The following is an 18,568-nucleotide window of genomic DNA, read 5'->3' on the forward strand; positions in this document are numbered from 1 at the left end:
TCAGTCACCTGCCTGGATGAGACCGCCCCGGCGCCGCATCAGGAACGCGGTGAACACCATCGACAGGGCGAACAGCACCAGCGCCACCACGCAGGCCGAGCCGTAGTCGAAGCGCTGGAAGCCGAGGTTGTACACGAGCTGGGGGAGGGTGAGCGTGGACTTGTCCGGGTAGCCGGGCTCGAACTGGGTGCCCGCGCCCTGGATCACGCCCGAGGCGACCTTTCCGGCGATCAGCGGCTGGGTGTAGTACTGCATCGTCTGGATCACGCCCGTGACCACCGCGAACATCACGATCGGCGAGATGTTCGGCAGCGTGACGTACCGGAAGCGCTGCCAGGGCGAGGCGCCGTCCAGCTCCGCGGCCTCGTACTGCTCCGTGGGTACGTCGAGCAGCGCGGCCATGAAGATGACCATCAGGTCGCCCACGCCCCACAGGGCGAGCATCGTCAGGGCCGGTTTGGACCAGGCGGGGTCGTTGAACCAGCCGGGCGCGGAGATCCCGACCCCCTCCAGCAGGGAGTTGACCGGGCCCGTGCCGGGGTTGAGGAGGAAGGCGAAGGCCATGGTCGCCGCCACCGGCGGGGCCAGGTAGGGCAGGTAGAACAGGGTGCGGAAGACTCCCGTGCCCGTCCTGATCCTGGTGATCAGCAGGCCCACGCCGAGTCCGAAGACCACGCGCAGGCTCACCATCACCAGTACCAGCCACAGGGTGTTGCGCAGGGCCGGCCAGAACAGCGGGTAGTTCTGGAAGACGTACGTCCAGTTCCCGGTGCCGCGCCAGGTCGGCGGCTGGAAGCCGTCGTAGCGCACGAACGAGAAGTAGACGGTGGAGATCAGCGGATACGCGAAGAAGACCGCGAAGCCGATCAGCCACGGCGACATGAAGGCGAGGGTCTTCAGCGCCGAACGGCGGCGCTTGGACGCCAGGGTGACGGTGGTCATGCGCGCCTACTTCGCCTGCGCGATGTCCGTGTCGATCTGCTGGGCCGCCTTGCGCAGGCCGGCCTTGAGATCCTTCGCCCGGCCGCTCTCGTAGTCGTAGCCGAACTGCTGGATCGTCACCAGGTACTGGCCGCCGTTGACGGAGGCGGGCGTCGTGGTCGACTGCGGGTCGGCGGCGATGTCCAGGAAGGTCTTGAAGCGTGGGTCGTACTTCAGCTTCGGGGACTTCAGCGCGGCCAGCGTGGAGGGCACGTTGTGGATGTCGTTGGCGAAGCCGACCACCGCGTCGGTGTCCGTGGTCATGTACTTCACCAGTTCCCACGCCGCGTTCTGCTTCTTGCTGGTGGCGGCGATGCCGGCGATGGTGCCGGTGATGTAGCCCTTGCCGTACTGGTCGGCCTGGTCGTCGGGGACGGGCAGCGGGGCGACGCCTATCTCGAACTTCGGCTTGGCCTCCTCGGCCATGCCCAGCCGCCACTCGCCGTCGAGCTGCATGGCCACCTGGCCGGTGTGGAAGGGGTGCTTGGGGCCCCACTCGTCGCCGAGGGTGGCGCGGTACTTCTCCAGCTTCCGGTAGCCGCCGAGTTCGTCCACGAGCCGCTTCTGAAGGGTGAAGCCCTTCTCGAACGCGGGGTCCTTCGCCAGGTTCGACGTGCCGCTGGAGTCGAAGTACGCCGGGGAGAACTGCGCGAAGTAGTGCTCGGTCGTCGACTCCCAGCCGTGGTAGTTCGGCATGAAGCCGAGCTGCCGGTAGCCGTCGCCCTGGGGGATCGTCAGCTTCTTGGCGTCGGCCTCGAACTCGGACCAGGTCCTCGGGGGGTTCTCGATGCCCGCGGCGGCGAAGGCGTCCTTGTTGTAGTAGAGGCCGTAGGCGTCGCCCAGCAGCGGCACCGTGCAGCGCTTGCCGTCGAACTGGGCGTACTCGTTCATCGCCTTCGGGAAGGTCTTCTCCGGGTCTGTGCCCGTCTTCTCGAAGAACGGGTTGAGATCGACCAGCGCGCCCGAGGAGCAGAACTTGCCGACGTTGTTGGTGGTGAAGGAGGAGATCACGTCGGGCGCCTTGTCGCCGCCGGTGCGCAGCGCCTGGTTGATCTTGTCGTCGGTCATGTTGCCGACGACGTTGACACGGATGTTGGGGTGCGCCTTCCGGAAGCCGTCGATCAGCGACGTGACGGCCTTCACCTCGCTCGGATCGCTCCAGGCGTGCCAGAAGTTGACGGTGGTGTCCTTCGACGCGTCGTCGTTCGCGCCGGCGTCGGGCTGACCGGTACAGGCGGTGGCGAGCAGCGCCATGGCGGCGGAGGCAGCGAGGGCGAGGGCCGCTTTCCGGGACACTTCGGGCATGGCTGGATCTCCCTGGGACGGGCGGGCGGTGAGGGAAGGGGCGGGGCGGGTACGGCAGCCGGTACGGCGGTCAGCGCGAGGTGTCGAAGACCTCGTCGCGGGTTTTCGCGAGCGCGCTCTCCAACGCGCCGCGCAGCACGGGGTGTTCACGGACGTCGCCGACCACCAGGCGGGGCCGGGAGGCGGCCAGTTCCTCCAGTTCGGCCTGGACCAGGGCGCGCAGCACCTCGCCGCCGGCGGTGAGCGAGGCGCCGCTGAGGACGACGAGTTCGGGGTCGAGGACGGAGACGAGGGAGGCGAGACCGGTCGCGAGCCGGGTCGCGTACGTCGTCAGGAGCGTGCGGTGGGGGCCGGTGGCGTGGTCGGCGGCGCGGGCGACGAGTTCGGCGGCGGCCTCGGCGGAGGACCCCGTGGGCAGGTCCTCGATGCCCAGCTCGCGGGCCATCTTCGGCAGCGCCTGCGAGCCGGCCAGTTCCTGGTAGCCGCCGCTGTTGGCCCTGGTGACCTGGCGGACCAGCGGGGTGCCCGGCACCGGCAGGAAGCCGACCTCGCCGGCACCGCCGGTCCAGCCGCGGTGCAGCCGGCCGCCGAGCACCAGGGCGGCGCCCAGGCCCTCCTGGTTCCACAGCAGCACGAAGTCCCGGTGGCCGCGGGCCGCGCCTAGCCGCTGCTCGGCCATGGCCACGAGGTTGACGTCGTTCTCGTACTCCACCGCCATCGGCAGGGCGGCGGCGAGTTCGTCGAGCAGGGTGGGGGAGTGCCAGCCGGGCAGATGGGAGGCGTAGCGCAGGCGGCCGGTGTTGGGGTCGAAGGCGCCGGGGGTGCCGATGACCAGCCGGTGCACGTCGCCGCGGGCCAGCCCCGCCGCCTCCACCGCGCCGTCGAGGGCGTCGGTGACCTGTCGTGCGACGGGCTGGGACGGGCGCCGGCCGGGGGTCGGCAGCTCGTACTCGCCGACGGTGCGGCCGGTGATGTCGGCGACGGCGGCGCGGATGCGGAGGGGAGTGACGTCCAGCCCGGCGGCGTGGGCGGCGGCCGGGTTGACCGCGTACAGCTGGGCGTTGGGGCCCGGGCGTCCCTCGCTGGTCCCCGTGGCGAGAACCAGCCCGGCGGACTCCAGGCGGGCCAGCAGCTGGGAGGCGGTCGGCTTGGACAGGCCGGTCAGCTTGCCGATCCTGGTGCGCGACAGCGGCCCGTGCTCCAGCAGGAGGTCCAGGGCGGCGCGGTCGTTCATGGCGCGCAGGACCCGCGGGGTGCCCGGCGTGCCGGCGGCTCCTGACATAGTCGGCACCTGCCTTCCCCTGGACATCACTGTTAGGAAAGTTTCCTATTCGGGTGGGAGGAAGGTATGCCCGGGGCGAAGCGAACGTCAAGGGAAAAGCGGCCCCGGCAGCGGAGCGGTTGCCCGCGGGGCGGCGAGGGGTGTGTGCGGCGGGAGCCCGGTCCGGTCAGTCCTTGACGAACGGCGCCGTGTCCAGCGTGGGGTACGGCGCCGGGAGGGGGAGCGGATCGCCGAGGTCGACCTTGGCCTCGCCGTCGTAGTACGCCTTGGTGGGGTCCTCGTCGGGGAGCACGGGGGTGGTGTAGCAGTGGGCGGTCCGGGTCTCGCGGTTGACCAGGACGTAGACGGAGACGCCTGCGGCGGCGTAGGTGCGGAGCTTGGGGCCGGTGTCCGTCCAGTGGTTGCTCGACGTCACCTCGCCGACGAGGGCGATCATGTCGACGGGGTACCAGCCCTTGTGGGTCTTGCGGTAGGACTCGTCGAGTTCGGAGGCCTTGCGTCGCCGGACGTAGAAGTCCGGAATGAGCAGGGCCATGGTGCCGCCGTCCCTGTTGGCGGCGCGACAACCGTTGCCCATGCCCGCCAGTTCGAACCCGGCGTTGAAGAACTGGACCGCGAGCGTGAAGGCGCCGTCGTTGTGATGGTCGTTCGGCTGTGGAGGCACGATGACCGTCCCCTCGATGTACTCCGGCCGAATCGGCATCGGCGACGCCTTTTCGATCGCGTTCAACAGGTCGATGGGGTCCACCTGCGTCATCACCGGCTCCATGATCGGTTCGGCGCTCATCGCTGGTCTCCTTGTCGCGCTGGGGTGAGGCTACGCCCGCGCCGGGTGCCCCGGCAGAACGATGGAGCGTGCGGGGCGCGCCGCACGGTGGGATCCGCACCCCTTCACTCGAACGAGTGTGCTGAACCGTTCCGTCCCTCTTTCGTACACGCGAGAGGCGGCGCCCGGGGCTTTCCGGGCGCCGCCTCTTTCGCCGTGAGGGTGCGGTTGTTCTACTTCGACAGCGACGGCGGCGGGATCGGCGAGGCCGCCAGGGACTGCGGGGAGGTGGTGCTGGCGAACGCCGAGGGGGCCGACATGCCCGCCGTCGGGTCGGCTGCCGGGGCCTCTTCCGCCGGGGCCGTCGCGTCGCCCACGATCCTGATGCCGGCCACGTCGAAGGCGCGCTTGACACGCCAGCGCAGCTCCCGCTCGACGGTCACCGACTTGCCCGGCATGGTCTTGGCGGTGACGCGGACGACCATGGAGTCGATCAGCACGCTGTCCAGGCCGAGCACCTCGATCGGGCTCCACAGGAGCTCGTTCCAGGGCTCCTCCTTGCTCATCCGCTCGGCGACCTCGTCGAGGGTGGCCTTCACCCTGTCCAGGTCCTCGTCCGTCCTGACGGTGACGTCGACGCCGGCCGTGGCCCAGCCCTGGGAGAGATTGCCGATGCGCTTGATCTCGCCGTTGCGGACGTACCAGATCTCGCCGTTCGCCCCGCGCAGCTTGGTCACGCGCAGTCCGACCTCGATCACCTCGCCGGCGGCGACGCCCGCGTCGATCGAGTCGCCGACGCCGTACTGGTCCTCCAGGATCATGAAGACGCCGGAGAGGAAGTCGGTGACCAGGTTGCGGGCGCCGAAACCGATCGCCACACCGGCCACACCGGCCGAGGCCAGCAGGGGGGCCAGGTTGATCTCGAAGGTGGACAGCACCATCAGCGCCGCCGTGCCCATGATCAGGAAGCTCGTCACCGAGCGCAGCACCGAGCCGATCGCCTGCGAGCGCTGCCGGCGGCGCTCGGCGTTGACCAGCAGCCCGCCCAGCGCGGTGCCGTCCACCGCCTGGGCGGTACGGGCCATGCGGTCTATGACCTTGGTGATCGCCCGCCGGACCACCCCTCTCAGCACCGCCGCGATCACCAGGATCAGCAGGATCTTCAGGCCGATGGCGAGCCACGTGGACCAGTTCTGCTCGACCCAGCTGGCGGCGTTCGTCGCGGTCTCGTGGGCGTCCTGGAACGTCGGGACCGTCAGAGCCGGCGACTCGGAGGGCGACGGCGACGGCGACGGACCGGCGGCCGGCAGGGCGGCGGGCAAGGACACGGCAGGTACCTCCAGGTGCATCCGCCCTCCGGCACGGGGTCAATATCGACTGGGTCACGAAGAGATCACCGGACGGGCAGAACCACCACACTAACGGGGCAGGGTGTGTGGGTTCCCGTGAAGTTCGGGGAAGGGCGCATGGGGACACGGTGACCACCGGCCTCTGAACAGGCTGTGTGAAGGGGCCGTGGTCCGGGGGATGAATGAGATGTGGTCGAAAACACTCCCAGCCCGTTACCGGGACATGGTGGCGCGTTCACCAGGCATGAGGGGAAACTGACTGCAGGCAGCCCCGGCGCGAGCCACGCGCCGCCGGCGTACAAGGAGGCATCCGTGCCGCATGTCCTGGTCCTCAACGCGTCGTACGAGCCGCTCGGCGTCGTACCGCTCCGCCGCGCGCTCGTCCTCGTCCTCGAGAACAAGGCAGTCTGCCTCGAGGAGTCCGGCGCCTATCTGCACAGCGCAACCGTTACCGTCCCCGCACCCAGCGTGGTCCGGCTCAAGCGTTTCGTGCGGGTTCCCTACCGGGGGCCCGTTCCTCTGACCCGCAGGGCGCTGTTCGCGCGCGACGGGGGCCGGTGCATGTACTGCGGTGGCATCGCCACCAGCGTCGACCACGTCATCCCGCGCTCGCGCGGGGGCAAACACGTCTGGGACAACGTGGTGGCCTCCTGCCGCCGCTGCAACCATGTCAAGGCCGACCGCCACCTGGTCGAGCTCGGCTGGCGCCTGCGCCACAAGCCGGCCCCGCCCACAGGCCTGGCCTGGCGCATCATCGGCACCGGGCATAGGGACCCGCGCTGGCTGCCCTACCTGCAGCCGTACGGCGCGGACGACGCCCTGGCCCGGATCGACGGCATCTCCGCCTGACGATTCCGGGCCTTCGCATTGCCGCCGGGTGCGACGCCCGGCCCGCGTCCTGTTCGGGTACGCGGGCCGGGCGTCACACCCGGCCCCAGCCGAACCAGCTCGCGCGGGACGAGCGGGACGTCACCGTCCGTCCGATGGTGAAAATCGGCCCGTCGCCCGATGTGCCCCGGGTCTGGTGGACTCACCTTCTACGGTCGGCCGAGAAAAGAACAAGGAGCATCCCCAGCGTCAACAGCCCCACCGCCACCGCCCACGATGTTCCATTCCCGGTGCCGGCACGCGGCCATTCCCACCACTGTGCATGAGTGCCCTCAAGGTCCGGGGTTCCCAAGAGGAAGGCCGGGATGGTCTGGCCGAGGGGCAGAAGCCAGGAGAGCCTGAAGCCCAGCAATGCGGCGGAGATGCCCGCCAGGCCCGTAAAACCCAAGGTATTCCTGAAAGCCAAGGGCAGTGCGTCCGGTTCGCCGGAGAGGAGCAGGGCGACGCAGGACAGGAAAACCGCGGTCCCCAGTGCCGCAGCCAGGTGCCAAGCGAGCACGTGGCTGCGGGGGCGGGCCGACGCCCCGGAGAAGTCAGCCATTCCGTCGATGGCCGAGATGAGCACGCCGATGCCCAGGAGCAACGGCATGAACGCGGCGCCGGATGCGGGAATGGGCTTACCACCGCTCACGTTCGGGAAGAGGACAGCATGTCCTCCCCACCAGGTGAGTGCCACGGTACAGACCACCATGAACGCCAAGGACCGCGCGCTGTGATGCGACCGCAGGTGGGAGCGCAGCGGTGAGAATGCGCGATCGCCGGTCAGCATGACGCCCGCATCTCACGTGCCCACCGCTTCGCCTGGGTCACTTGATCGGCGTTGGGCAGGGTGAGGGCCCGGCGAACCTCCGACTGCCATCCCGTGTCTCCCGAGTACACGTAGTCGGGCAGCTTGCTGGAGCCCGTGACACGTGCCTCCATCCACGCCTCCAGCCGGAGTCCCGCGTACATCCTTCGTTCGGCCTTTTCCTCAGGCTCCTCTTCGCACCAGGTTTTGTGCGGGGACGTCAGTTCCAGAAGCATGGTGTGCAGAAGGTCCCTTTGACCGTGGTCGAGCGTGAAGCCACCCAAGCCGTTTCGCTCCAGGCCTTGCTCCGTATAGCGTTCCGGGGCGGGCAGAACGCCCTGAGCAGCCGCGATGACCTTCTGTGCAGCGTCGACGGCTCCGTCGAGTCGTTTCGCGTGCTCGGGCCACACGCACACGGTGCTTCCGCCGCCCGGGGCGCAGACCGGCGTTTCGGGCCGGCGGTTCTCCAGGAGGGAGCTGTCGTTGCCCGGCATGGCGGCCATGCAGACCAGCGTGGCAACGGAGAAGAAGCCGCCGGCGGTTGCCGCGCCCTTCAGGCGCGTGTCCCTGCTCATCAGCGCGCTGACGGTGCACATGGCCGCGACGGCGAACACGGTGACCACGAGTCGCCATGCCATGTGCGTGGCCGACAGGCGCACGTCGACGGCGTGGTAGAAGACCACATCGGCGAGTGGAGAGGACTGCGATCCGAAGACCAGGCTGAAGAGGAGAAACCCTCCGACTGCGGCAATCGCACCGGTGAAGCGGCTGGGCAGCACGCGGCCGATGAAGTGTCCGAGCGCCAGGGCGAACACCACTCCGGAGACCCCGAAAAGAACGTACTCGGGCCACGGCCCGCCTGGCGCCCCTGCCGTGGCGGCCCAGGCGGACACGGTACAGAGGAGATAGACCGCGCCGAGCCATACGGTGTCGGCGGCCAGCCGGGTCAGTTCCACCTGATAGGGAGGGCGCGCGGCAAGAATCGTTTCCGAGCCGCTGCGGCGGAACTGGGAGGACCTGTGGGCCGCGATGCCGACCGCGGCCACCATCAGGGGAATGGCGGCGCGGGTCGCCGCGGCGGAGGTCTCCGGCCAGGAGCCCCTCCACTCGCCTCCCACGAGGAAGACCATGGCGGCGGAGGCGATGAGCAGAGGAAGTACCGTCCAGCGGACGGGAGTCCGACGAAGTTCGACCAGGAATCCGCTCATGACGCATCAGTCACGTGTGAAGCCGACCTGCTCAAGGCCGAGGCATAACCCTGTTCGAGGGGTGTGTCCCCAGGAGAACCGGGAGTGGCCAACTTCTCCAGTTCGGTCGGTGTGCCGACGAACCGAAGGGTGCCCTCATGCAGAACGCCTATGCGCGAACAGGTGTGAGCGACGTCTTCAACCAGGTGTGTGCTGAGCAGGACACAGCTGGCCTCTGCCAGGTCCCGGATCAGTTCCCTGAACCTGACCCGCTGATGCGGATCGAGACCTGTGGTCGGCTCGTCAAGAATCACCAGTCCGGGGCGTCCTGCAATCGCCTGGGCGATCCCCGCTCGACGCAGCATGCCTCCGGACAACCTCCGCAGCGGGGTGCTGGCCTGCTCGCCGAGCTCCACCCGCTCGATTGCTTCCGCAGCCACTACCGGAATGCGGCTCCGGGGAACCTCACGCAGCCAAGCACAGTGCCTCACGAAATCGACGACTGTGAAGTCTGCGGGGTAGGCAAAGCTCTGGGGAAGGAACCCGATCTCACGCCGCGCTGCTCGGAGCTCCTTCGCCGTGGTGATCTCTTTCCCGAACACCCGGACGCTCCCTGACGTGGGCCTGCTCACCGTGGCCAGACTCCGCAGGAGCGTGCTCTTGCCCGCGCCGTTGGGTCCCAGAAGCCCGAAGGCTCCCGCGTCGAGTTCAAGGTCGAGTCCACGAACGACCGGTTTACGCTTGTATCCCTGGTGGAGGGAATTTACTTCTAGCAGCGGCATGTGTGATCCTATGGGACAGCGCTGGGGCGTACTTTCACTACGCCCCAGCGCGTTCGTTCACGCAGCGTCAGAGGAGCTCGACGACGACCTTCTCGATGCTGAAGGTGCAGTCCGGCACGTAGACCCGGACGGTGCCGCTCTTCTGGTCGACGCGCTGTGAGTACTTGTCCGACTCGAAGTTGCAGACGGCCTTGGCGCGCCACACGCCGGAGCCGGTGCACTCGGCCCAGCCGCCGGTGTTGCCCGCACTGGTCTTGCAGGACAGGGCCTGAGCGCCGGCCTCGGCAGCCGAAGCGGACGTTGCCCCGAACAGCAGGGCAGCGCCCGCGAGTGCGGCGCCTATGGTTGCAGCTCTCTTGCGCATGAAGAATTCCTCCCCTAGGCATGCAAAAATCCCTTAAAGGGATTAGACATCGAGGTGCTCCCGACGCCCAGATGAACATATCCTGCATGCGGGGATTCAGGGCGCCATTCGTAGATCTTGGCTAAAACCACCCCCCTGATCATCGCGATTTTGCGTCGAATCGCCAGTAAATTGGCCACGAAGTCCCGCGGTAAAGGTAAGTATTCAGCCTGCGAGCTCGAGAAGCTCGGCCCAGGGCTTTGTCGGCGTAGCCGCGTGAGGTCCGGTTGTTCCGGTCCCGGGTCCCCGGGTCCCCGGGACCGGAGGATCACGCGTACCGCAGCTCCGCCGGGCGGACCGAGCGGTGGAGCAGGGACAGGGACGCGGCCGTGGCCAGCAGGCAGGTGGCGTACACGCCGGCGGGGACCAGGAGTGATGTGTAGGGCACGGTCCCGGTGGTGAAGGCTCCGTAGCAGATGCCGATCGCCAGGCCGCCGATGCCCGCCACGAGTACGGCCGGGGCCAGGGGCAGGGCGGTTTCCAGCAGGAGGGCCCGGGCGAGCACCCGGATGGGTACTCCGGCGGCCACCTGCGCGGCCAGGGCCCGGCGCCGGGTGGCGACGGACTCGGCGGTACCGACGGCGAGCGCCGTGAGGACGATCGCGAGGGCGAGGGCGATGGCTGCGGCCGTGAGGTTCAGACCCGTCGTGTAGAAGGAGGCGTCCTCGGCGAAACCGTGCGTGTCGTCCGCGGTCCCCAGCTCCGCGAGCAGCGCCTGCCGCACCCCCATGAACCCGGTCCCGACCACCGTCACCAGCAGCACCGCCGCATGGGTGCGGGCCGCCGCCCACGGGTCGTCCCGCAGCCGTTCCGCCGCGATCAGCACCGCCGGGGAGCCGGTCCGGGCCGCGAGCAGCCGGCCGGTCAGCCGGGACAGGGCGCCCGTGAGCCACACCGCGCCCGCGCCGACGGCCAGGACCGCCGCCATGACGATGACTGGGCCCCTCGACGAATGCCGGGAGCCGGCGGTCGTACCGGCCACCGCCCCCAGCGCCACCACGCCCACGACCAGCAGTCCGCCCACGAACAGCAGCGCCGGACCACGCCCCGAGCGCGTAGGGCTCCGCCGCACCCACCCCAGTGGTGAGGCCACCACGCGGCGCAGCGCCAGCACCCCGGCCGCCATGCCCAGCGCCGGTACCACGACCGCCACCAGCGCCATCCCGGCCCAGGCCGACGCGGTCGGCCGCTCCCACACGGCCACCAGCACCGCCGCCGCCCCGGCCGTGGCGAGCGCCGAGCCCAGCAGACAGGCGAGCCCGGTCTCCAGCGCGGCGATCCGCCGCACCCGGCCCGGCTCCGCGCCCGCCAGCCGCAGCACGGCCGTCCGCCGGTCGCGGTGGACCGCGCCGATCCGGGCGCACTGCCCGAGGAAGCCGAGGACGGGCACCAGCAGGAGCAGCAGGGAGACGATCACTCCGGAGCGCTCGCCGGGCTGGTCGAGCAGGCCGTTGCCGAAGGACAGGCGGTACTGCCCGCGTACCGTGGCCAGGACGGCGGCCGCCAGGCCCAGCCCCGTCGCGCACATCGCGCCCACCGCCGTGAGCGCGATCCGCCACCACTCCCGCCGGTCCGAACCCCGCACGAGCAGCCAGGCCAGCCGCAGATCGGTCCTCACGCGAGCACCCCCGACGCGACCGTCACGCCGTCCTGCAACCGCACCTCGCGGTCGGCGTACGCCGCCATCTGGGCGTCGTGCGTGATCAGCAGCACCGCCGTGCCCGCCTCCCGGGCGGCTCCCACCAGGGCCGCCATCACCTGTTCGCTCGCCAGCGAATCCAGTGCCCCCGTCGGCTCGTCCGCGAACACCACCCTCGGTGCGGTCACCAACGCCCGTGCCAGCGCCACGCGCTGCGCCTGTCCTCCGCTCAACTCCCCGGGCCGCGCGGCCTCCTGCTCCCGCACGCCGAACCGCTCCAGCCATGCCCCCGCCTGCTCCTGGGCCGCCCCCCGCGCGGTCCCGGCCAGCATCAGCGGCAGCGCGACGTTGTCCACGGCGGTCAACTCGGGGATCAGCTGGCCGAACTGGAACACCACCCCGAAGTCGGTGCGGCGCAGCTCGCTCAGGCGCCGCTCCGGCAGTCCGTCGACACGTTCCTCGCGGTACGTCACCGAGCCCGCGTCCGGCCGGACGATGCCCGCCAGGCAGTGCAGCAGTGTGGACTTCCCGCTGCCGCTGGCGCCGGTCACGGCGACGATCTCGCCCTCGCGCAGCTCCAGGCACGCCCCGCGCAGCGCCGGGGTCCTGCCATGGGACTTGACGAGGTCTCGGGCCACCAGAAGCGGCACCGGAGGGTTGCTCATGCTCGGTCGACCTCCACGGTCAGAGCGGTCAAAGTGGTGAGCCGGGCCTGGGTGGTGGTCATCCAGCGCAGGTCGGCGTCGAGGTGGTTGAGGGCGTAGTCCGCCGAGAGCACCGTCGTCAGGTCGGCGCCCGGGGCGGTCTTGACCGCCGTCAGCTCCCGCATCCGCTCCATGTGCGCGGCGCGTTGCGCGAGCAGGTGGGCGGCGGGGTCGCCGCCGGTGAGGATCGCCACGACGACCTTCGCGAAGATCTCGTTCGTCACGAAGGGCGCGGGAGGCGTGACCTGCCCGGCCCAGACGGCCACGTCCTGGGAGCCCTCGGCCGTGAGGCGGTACAGCGTGCGCTCCGGGCCGCCGTCGGAGTCGGTGCCCTCCACCTGGGCCAGTCCGTCGCGGATCAGCCGCTGCAAGGTCGTGTAGACCTGCCCGTAGGCCAGCGGGCGGGCTTGCGGGAAGTGTTCGTCGTGGCGTCGCTTCAGGTCGTAGCCATGGCTCGGCCCTCCGGCGAGCAGGCCCAGCAGGATGTGGCGGGTGCTCATGCGCTCAGTATGTACTGAGTACATGTACTGAGTGAATAGTGATCTCCGGAAAATCCCGCCGGACGATTCCGCCGGACGATCTGAACGCGTCGGCTGCCCGGTGGGCTCAGTCCGCGACCGCGTACGCCTCCACCGACCAGAGCGAATAGCCGTACTGGGTGGCTCGTTTGTCGCCCTGCACGCGGATGTAGCGGACGTCCCGCGCGTCCATGCGCACGGTTTCGCGGCCGCCGGTGCTGTCGCGGACGGTGGTGGCGGTGCGCCAGCGGCGGCCGTCGGGGGAGACCTGGACGCGGTAGGCGGAGGGGTGGGCGTCCTGCCAGTGGAGGGCGACCTTGCCCAGGCGCACCGCGTGCGGCAGCTCCACCTGCCACCAGGCGCCGTCGTCGACGGGGGAGGACCAGCGGGTGTCCGGGTTGCCGTCGATCGCGGCGGAGGCCGGGAAGTCGGAGGTCTCGTCGGCGGAGGAGCTCGCCGTGCCGGTGCGCGCCAGGTCGGAGCCGGCGGTGCGCGGGAAGGCGCGGACCGTGAGGGTGCGGGTCACCCCGGCGAAGGTGACGCGGATGTCGTACGCGCGTGCGGGCGTGGCGGGCGGCACGGTCACCTCGACGGGTACGTCCACCGTGGTGCCGCGGGGCACGGTGAACGAGGTGGCGGGAACACGGACCTCGATGCCCTCGGGAGCCTCGACGGTGATCTTGCCCCGTACGTCGGCCGGACGGCCGGAGGACAGCCGGGCGGTCAGCCGCTCCGTGCCGCCGATCTCCGCGTCGGCCTCGGCGCGCGGCAGCTCCAGGTCCGCGACCGGGGTGTCGGCGAACCAGGGGACCAGGTGGCGCACCCGGGTCGGGTAGGCGCCGGTCACGCGGACGGCGTCGACGCGGGTGCCGGCCGGCGGGGGAGTGGGCTGCACGAGGGCCGGCGGGCGCGTCCAGAGGCCCGGAGCCGGGGAGACCGGCGGCCAGAGGGCAGGCGGGTGTGTCACCGGGCCGCCCGGGGACGGGGACTGCGTGGTCTCCAGCTCCGTCGCGCCCCCCTGCGCCAGCGATCCCACCCGGCGCCAGCCCTGTCCGGGGACGTGGACCTCGACGTCACCGATGGTTCCGGGGTCGCTGAGGACCGTCACGGCGGTGAGGGCGCGGGCGTGCGGGAAACGGATCGTGCGGCCGTCCGGCGCCCCGTCCGGGTCCGCCTCCGGCTCGTGCGCCAGGCCCGCCCAGGTCTCGTACTCCTGCCGCGCCCGGTCGAGGAAGGGGTCCAGTACGCCCTTGCCGACCGTCACATCGGCCTGCTTGGCCTCGGCCCGCAACCGGTCCAGCGTCCGGTACGCGCTCCAGGCCCCCGCCGCGTCGCCCGCGCGCTGGGCGCGGAGCATGTCGAGCGCCGCCTCGCCCGCCTTGCCGTAGCGGGCCAACTGCGCGGACCACGGCGCGACTTCGGCCGCCAGGGTGCCCTCGCCGGCCAGTCCGCGCGGCAGCTCGCGCAGCACCGTGAAGGCGGCGCGCAGCCGCTGCTCGGCACGCTCGTTCGCGGCCCGGTCCGTCGTCGTACGGGCCTGCCACAGGTCCGCGATCAGCGGGCGCAGATACGCCGACTCGGTGCCGCCGAGCACCGAGGACGCGTCGTTGCCGGCCAGGGCCGACAGCGCCTCGTGGCGCCGCGCGTTGCCCCCCGCGAGGTCGGCGATGGCCGCCTGCCAGGACTCCTCGGGGCGGTAGTCGCGGGGGTTCCAGGCGTAGTCGGCCGCCGTGAACAGCGGGATGCGGGAGGCCTCCGCCTGCTCCATCGCGTTGGCCAGCAGGGCGGCCGAGCCGCTGGCGACGGCCGGTTCACGCCCGGTGTACGGGCCGAGGAAGATCCGGTCCTCGGCGTAGTCGTTGACCGGGTAGTTGTCCATGGTGACCAGCGGATGCGCGAACGCGGCGCGGGCGTCGGCCAGTTCGTCGCCGGTGATGGTCCTCGGCACCACGCCCACCCCGGTCCAGGCGACGTGCACCGACGCGTCCAGCGCGGTCGCCAGCGCCCGCCGGTAGGGCGTCGCGCCGTCCTCGTAGAACTCCGTCGGCATCAACGACAGCGGCGCCGCGTCCGGATGACGTTCCGCCAGGTGGCGGGCGACCTCGTTGGCCACCCGCGCCTGCGCCCGTGCCGCCGCGTCCGGGCCGGAGCCGAAACGGGCCGGGTCCGCGCCGCAGTGCCACTCGCTGTAGCTGACGTTCTGGAACTGGAGCTGGAACGCCCGGAAACCGAGCTCCCACATGGCGTCCAGCTTGCGGGTCAGCGCCCGTACGTCGTCGTCCGAGGCGAAGCACAGCGACTGGCCCGGCGCCACCGCCCAGCCGAGCGTGACGTGGTTGGCGCTCGCCCGGTCGGCCAGCTCCCGGAAGGCGGCCCGCTGCATGGCCGGGTACTGCTCGCGCCAGCGCTCCTGGCGGTAGAGGTCGTCGCCCGCGGCGTACAGGTACCGGTTCTGCTTGGTGCGGCCCATGAAGTCCAGCTGGGCGAGCCGCTGCTGCTGCGTCCACGCGGTGCCGTAGAAGCCCTCGGTGGTGCCGCGCACGGCGGTGCCCGGCCAGTCCCGGACGGTCACGCCGGGGACGGTTCCGTCGGGGCGCAGCAGCTGCCGCAGCGTCTGCACGGCGTGGAACAGGCCGTCCTCGCCTGCGCCGGTGAGCGTCAGGGCGCCGCCGCCGGTGGTGAGGAGGTAGCCGCCGGAGGGCAGCGCGTGCCGAGGGTCGCCGTGCGCCCGCTCGGTGTACGCGCGCACCACCAGGGCGCCCGCCGGAACCGGGTCCGTGACGGCGAGGTCCGTGACCGACCGGGTCCCGGCCCCGTACAGCAGCGAGCGCAGCGCGCTCAGGGCGTACGGGTCTGCCTCCGTGTCGGTGACGAGGGCGACGTCCCGGTCGGCGACCTTCACCGCGCCGCCGGTCGTCCGCAGGGACTGCGGGCGCGGCCACACCGCGGGGCCGGAGGAGTCCGCGGCGGGGTGCTCCGGCTTCGCAGCCGGGAGGCCGGCGCCCGGGTCGGGCGCCGACGGCGCCGCGACGGCCGCGGGTGCGGCTCCCAGTGTTCCGGCCATGACGGCGAACGCGAGTGCGGCCGCGCTCTTCCCATGCCCCATACCGCGCCGACGCCGCACGGCCCCTCCTCGTCGATCGGCCTTCGCCGGGCGGGGCCGAAGGCAGTGTCGAAGAGTCCTGACCACACCATCCCTGCGGGAAGGTGTCAACGAGAGTGGCCGTTGTGCCGTGATTGCCCCAACCTGGTGAAGGGGAATGTGACCAGCGGCACGTAGGTCGTTCTCATACGTCTGCCGCGGCGAGCACTGGGTAGGGCTGCGGTAATCCCCTTGATGCCGTACTCGACAAGGAGGCCCCCGTGGCCGCACCGGCACACCTTCTGCTCTCGGCCCTGTCCAAACACGTGGCGGAGCCGCCCGCCGACCACCTGCTGCCCGCCGACCCCGGCCTGAGCGTGTTCGGCGCGGAGGGCACCCGCGCCGACGTCCCACTGACCAGCGAGCCGCCGCTGCCCGACGCCGAGCCGCTGACCAGCGAGCCGCCGCTCGCCGAGCCGGCCCCCCTGACCAGCGAATCGGTCGCCGAGTCGGCCGGACAGGACCCCTGTCGAGCGGAGTTGTAGATGACGGAACCGCGGCCGGACGAACCTCCCGGACCTTCCGAAGCTCCCGGATCTTCCGGAGGATCTCCCGGATCTCTCGGTGACGAGCTGACCCGGCTCGCCGCGCTGCACGGCGTCGCCACCTCCTACAGCCCCTCCCTGGGCCGTACGGTCACCGCCTCCGCCGACGCGGTCGTCGCGGCCCTGGCCGCCCTGGACGTCGACGCGAGCACCCCCGCGGCCGCCCGCGCCGCGCTCACCGCCCGCGAACGGGAACGGGACGAACGGCTGCTGCCGCCGACGGTGGTGTGCTGGCTGGGCCCCACGGACAGTCCCACCGGCGGCTCCACGGACGGCCCCACCGGCGGTCCCGCGACGGATCCTGTCACCGACGGCGACCCCGCGGCCGAGGCGGACGCCGGGCTGCCGCCGCCGGCCCTCGCCGGGCTGCCGCCCGGCACCCGGCTGGACGTCGAGACCGAGCGGGGCGGGACCCGCTCCTGGGTGCAGGGTGTGGACGGGACGGACCGCCTGGACCGCCTTCCGCCGGGCGTCCACCGACTGACCGCCACCGCCCCCGACGGCCGCACCGGGCAGGCGCACCTGATCGCCGCCCCGCCCCGGCTGCCCACTCCGGCGGGACGCTCGTACGGGCTGCTCGTCCAGCTGTACTCCCTCCTCTCCCACCGCTCCTGGGGCATGGGCGACCTCGGTGACCTCGCCGAGCTGAGCGGCTGGGCCGGACGGGCGCTGGGTGCCGGATTCGTGCAGGTCAACCCGCTGCACGCGGCCGTGCCCGGACCACCCGCCGACCCGTCCCCCTACCGCCCCTCCTCGCGCCGCTTCCCCGACCCGGTGCACCTGCGCGTCGAGGACGTCCCGGAGTTCGCGTACGTCGAGGAGCAGGACCGGCTGCGGCCCTTGCCGGAGCGGGCCGGCCGGCTGCGCGCCGCCGTACTGGACGAGGGCGCCCTGATCGACCGGGACGCGGTGTGGGAGCTCAAGCGGGAGGCGCTGGAGCTGGTGCGGCGGGTGCCGCTCGGTCCCGGCCGCCGCGCCGCCTACGCCGACTTCCTCGCCGGGCAGGGCCGGGCCCTGGAGGACCACGCCACCTGGTACGCCCTCGCCGAGGTGCACGGCTCGGACTGGAGCCGGTGGCCCGAGGGGCTGCGGGACCCGCGCTCGGCGGAGACGGCCCGCGCCCGCGCCGCGCTGGCGGACCGCGTCGACTTTCACTCCTGGCTCGCCTGGCTCACCGACGCCCAGCTCACCGCCGCCCAGCGCACGGCTCGCGAGGCGGGCATGGGGATCGGGATCGTGCACGACCTCGCCGTGGGCGTGCATCCCGGCGGGGCCGACGCCTGGGCGCAGCGGGACCACTTCGCGGCCGGCATGTCGGTCGGCGCGCCGCCGGACGCCTTCAACGCGCGCGGTCAGGACTGGGGCCTGCCGCCCTGGCGCCCCGACCGCCTCGCCGTCTCCGGCTACGCGCCCTTCCGCCGGCTGCTGCGCGCCCTGTTCCGCTACGCGGGCGCCCTGCGCATCGACCACGTCATGGGCCTGTTCCGGCTGTGGTGGATCCCGCAGGGCCTGCCGCCCACCGAGGGCACGTACGTCCGCTACGACGCCGAGGCCATGCTCGCCGTGCTGGTGCTGGAGGCCTCGCGGGCGGGGGCCGTGGTGATCGGCGAGGACCTCGGGACGGTGGAGCCCGGAGTGCGGGAGACCCTGGACCGGCGCGGGGTGCTCGGCACCTCGGTGCTGTGGTTCGAACGGGACTGGGAGGGGTCGGGCCGCCCGCTGCCCCCCGAACGCTGGCGCGCGGACTGCCTGGCCACCGCCACCACCCACGACCTGCCGTCCACCGCGGCCCGCCTCACCGGCGAGCACGTCGAACTGCGCCACCGCCTCGGCCTGCTCACCCGTCCCCTGGAGGAGGAGCGCGCGGAGGCCGCCGCGGACACCAGCGAGTGGCTGGCCCTGCTGGCGGAGCTGGGCCTGCTGCGAGGCACGGACGGCGGTGCCGGCGGCTGCTCGGAGGAGGCCGGGATCCAGGCCGTCCACCGCTTCCTGCTGCGCACCCCGGCCCGCATGATCGGCCTGTGGCTGCCCGACACGGTCGGCGACCGGCGTCCGCAGAACCTGCCCGGAACCTGGGACCAGTACCCGAACTGGCGCCTGCCCGTCGCCGACGCCGACGGCCGCCCGGTGACCCTGGAGGACCTCGCCGCGTCCCCCCGGCTGCACGCCCTGACGGACGTGCTGCGGACGGACGCTCGGGCCGCGCCGGGCGCCGCGGGCTGACCGCCGGGCCACGCGCGCCGGTGCCGGACAGTGCGGATACGGCACCCCGGGCGCGCGACCCGTTTCG

The 18,568-nt window shown here is 71.7% G+C and carries 16 protein-coding genes; 3 read left to right on the top strand and 13 right to left on the bottom strand.

Going from position 1 to position 18,568, the window contains the following annotated elements:
- The 5 genes from ACIQMV_RS13085 to ACIQMV_RS13105 form a co-directional block, all read right to left on the bottom strand.
- Window positions 1–942: a carbohydrate ABC transporter permease gene (locus ACIQMV_RS13085; RefSeq protein WP_402592708.1), complete on the bottom strand. Its 942-nt coding sequence runs from the start codon at window positions 940–942 to the stop codon at window positions 1–3.
- Between the two features lie 6 nt (window positions 943–948).
- Window positions 949–2,286 (bottom strand): ABC transporter substrate-binding protein, encoded by a 1,338-nt coding sequence (locus tag ACIQMV_RS13090; protein ID WP_402592709.1) that lies wholly within the window; start codon window positions 2,284–2,286, stop codon window positions 949–951.
- A 70-nt stretch (window positions 2,287–2,356) separates the two neighbouring features.
- Window positions 2,357–3,568 carry an ROK family protein gene (locus tag ACIQMV_RS13095; protein ID WP_402592710.1) on the bottom strand — a complete coding sequence of 404 codons (1,212 nt, stop codon included), beginning with the start codon at window positions 3,566–3,568 and terminating at the stop codon, window positions 2,357–2,359.
- A 166-nt stretch (window positions 3,569–3,734) separates the two neighbouring features.
- Window positions 3,735–4,355, bottom strand: a complete 621-nt coding sequence (locus ACIQMV_RS13100; RefSeq protein ID WP_402592711.1) for a Uma2 family endonuclease — start codon at window positions 4,353–4,355, stop codon at window positions 3,735–3,737.
- Between the two features lie 212 nt (window positions 4,356–4,567).
- Window positions 4,568–5,683 carry a mechanosensitive ion channel family protein gene (locus ACIQMV_RS13105; RefSeq protein WP_402592712.1) on the bottom strand — a complete coding sequence of 372 codons (1,116 nt, stop codon included), beginning with the start codon at window positions 5,681–5,683 and terminating at the stop codon, window positions 4,568–4,570.
- A gap of 312 nt (window positions 5,684–5,995) precedes the next feature.
- Between ACIQMV_RS13105 and ACIQMV_RS13110 the strand changes: the two genes are divergently transcribed.
- Complete coding sequence (locus ACIQMV_RS13110) at window positions 5,996–6,532, top strand: HNH endonuclease (RefSeq protein WP_141360845.1); 537 nt, start codon at window positions 5,996–5,998, stop codon at window positions 6,530–6,532.
- A 181-nt stretch (window positions 6,533–6,713) separates the two neighbouring features.
- Here ACIQMV_RS13110 and ACIQMV_RS13115 read toward each other — a convergent pair whose 3' ends face one another.
- The 8 genes from ACIQMV_RS13115 to ACIQMV_RS13150 all read right to left on the bottom strand — a co-directional run bounded on the left by ACIQMV_RS13115 (window position 6,714) and on the right by ACIQMV_RS13150 (window position 15,697).
- The gene (locus ACIQMV_RS13115; RefSeq protein ID WP_402592713.1) at window positions 6,714–7,340 is read right to left on the bottom strand and encodes a hypothetical protein; all 627 of its coding nucleotides are present in this window, start codon (window positions 7,338–7,340) and stop codon (window positions 6,714–6,716) included.
- Entirely contained in the window at window positions 7,334–8,566 is a 1,233-nt protein-coding gene (locus tag ACIQMV_RS13120) for a hypothetical protein (RefSeq protein WP_402592714.1), read from the bottom strand. The genes ACIQMV_RS13115 and ACIQMV_RS13120 overlap by 7 nt, the downstream gene beginning before the upstream one ends.
- On the bottom strand, window positions 8,563–9,327 hold the full coding sequence (locus ACIQMV_RS13125) for an ABC transporter ATP-binding protein (protein ID WP_402592715.1): 765 nt from the start codon (window positions 9,325–9,327) through the stop codon (window positions 8,563–8,565). Before ACIQMV_RS13125 ends, ACIQMV_RS13120 begins: the two co-directional genes overlap by 4 nt.
- Window positions 9,328–9,394: 67 nt before the next feature.
- Window positions 9,395–9,691 (bottom strand): hypothetical protein, encoded by a 297-nt coding sequence (locus tag ACIQMV_RS13130; protein ID WP_141360851.1) that lies wholly within the window; start codon window positions 9,689–9,691, stop codon window positions 9,395–9,397.
- Between the two features lie 307 nt (window positions 9,692–9,998).
- Window positions 9,999–11,348 (bottom strand): ABC transporter permease, encoded by a 1,350-nt coding sequence (locus ACIQMV_RS13135; protein ID WP_402592716.1) that lies wholly within the window; start codon window positions 11,346–11,348, stop codon window positions 9,999–10,001.
- Window positions 11,345–12,034, bottom strand: a complete 690-nt coding sequence (locus ACIQMV_RS13140; protein WP_402592717.1) for an ABC transporter ATP-binding protein — start codon at window positions 12,032–12,034, stop codon at window positions 11,345–11,347. Before ACIQMV_RS13140 ends, ACIQMV_RS13135 begins: the two co-directional genes overlap by 4 nt.
- Entirely contained in the window at window positions 12,031–12,573 is a 543-nt protein-coding gene (locus ACIQMV_RS13145; protein ID WP_402592718.1) for a PadR family transcriptional regulator, read from the bottom strand. The genes ACIQMV_RS13140 and ACIQMV_RS13145 overlap by 4 nt, the downstream gene beginning before the upstream one ends.
- Before the next feature lie 106 nt (window positions 12,574–12,679).
- Window positions 12,680–15,697 carry a beta-N-acetylglucosaminidase domain-containing protein gene (locus tag ACIQMV_RS13150; RefSeq protein WP_402592908.1) on the bottom strand — a complete coding sequence of 1,006 codons (3,018 nt, stop codon included), beginning with the start codon at window positions 15,695–15,697 and terminating at the stop codon, window positions 12,680–12,682.
- Window positions 15,698–15,954: 257 nt separating this feature from the next.
- On the opposite strand from ACIQMV_RS13150, the gene ACIQMV_RS13155 reads away from it, so the two are divergent.
- Complete coding sequence (locus ACIQMV_RS13155) at window positions 15,955–16,218, top strand: hypothetical protein (RefSeq protein WP_141360859.1); 264 nt, start codon at window positions 15,955–15,957, stop codon at window positions 16,216–16,218.
- Window positions 16,219–18,501 (top strand): 4-alpha-glucanotransferase, encoded by a 2,283-nt coding sequence (gene malQ / locus ACIQMV_RS13160; RefSeq protein ID WP_402592719.1) that lies wholly within the window; start codon window positions 16,219–16,221, stop codon window positions 18,499–18,501.
- Window positions 18,502–18,568 lie beyond the last annotated feature (67 nt).

It is taken from the genome of Streptomyces sp. NPDC091412 (assembly GCF_044756885.1).
GTDB lineage: Bacteria > Actinomycetota > Actinomycetes > Streptomycetales > Streptomycetaceae > Streptomyces.

Coding starts and splice junctions, on each gene's coding strand:
- ACIQMV_RS13085 (WP_402592708.1), bottom strand. CDS start 942: ATGACCACCGTCACCCTGGCGTCCAAGCGCCGCCGTTCGGCGCTGAAG.
- ACIQMV_RS13090 (WP_402592709.1), bottom strand. CDS start 2,286: ATGCCCGAAGTGTCCCGGAAAGCGGCCCTCGCCCTCGCTGCCTCCGCC.
- ACIQMV_RS13150 (WP_402592908.1), bottom strand. CDS start 15,697: ATGGGGCATGGGAAGAGCGCGGCCGCACTCGCGTTCGCCGTCATGGCC.
- ACIQMV_RS13095 (WP_402592710.1), bottom strand. CDS start 3,568: ATGTCAGGAGCCGCCGGCACGCCGGGCACCCCGCGGGTCCTGCGCGCC.
- ACIQMV_RS13120 (WP_402592714.1), bottom strand. CDS start 8,566: ATGAGCGGATTCCTGGTCGAACTTCGTCGGACTCCCGTCCGCTGGACG.
- ACIQMV_RS13115 (WP_402592713.1), bottom strand. CDS start 7,340: ATGCTGACCGGCGATCGCGCATTCTCACCGCTGCGCTCCCACCTGCGG.
- malQ (WP_402592719.1), top strand. CDS start 16,219: ATGACGGAACCGCGGCCGGACGAACCTCCCGGACCTTCCGAAGCTCCC.
- ACIQMV_RS13125 (WP_402592715.1), bottom strand. CDS start 9,327: ATGCCGCTGCTAGAAGTAAATTCCCTCCACCAGGGATACAAGCGTAAA.
- ACIQMV_RS13140 (WP_402592717.1), bottom strand. CDS start 12,034: ATGAGCAACCCTCCGGTGCCGCTTCTGGTGGCCCGAGACCTCGTCAAG.
- ACIQMV_RS13145 (WP_402592718.1), bottom strand. CDS start 12,573: ATGAGCACCCGCCACATCCTGCTGGGCCTGCTCGCCGGAGGGCCGAGC.
- ACIQMV_RS13100 (WP_402592711.1), bottom strand. CDS start 4,355: ATGAGCGCCGAACCGATCATGGAGCCGGTGATGACGCAGGTGGACCCC.
- ACIQMV_RS13130 (WP_141360851.1), bottom strand. CDS start 9,691: ATGCGCAAGAGAGCTGCAACCATAGGCGCCGCACTCGCGGGCGCTGCC.
- ACIQMV_RS13105 (WP_402592712.1), bottom strand. CDS start 5,683: ATGCACCTGGAGGTACCTGCCGTGTCCTTGCCCGCCGCCCTGCCGGCC.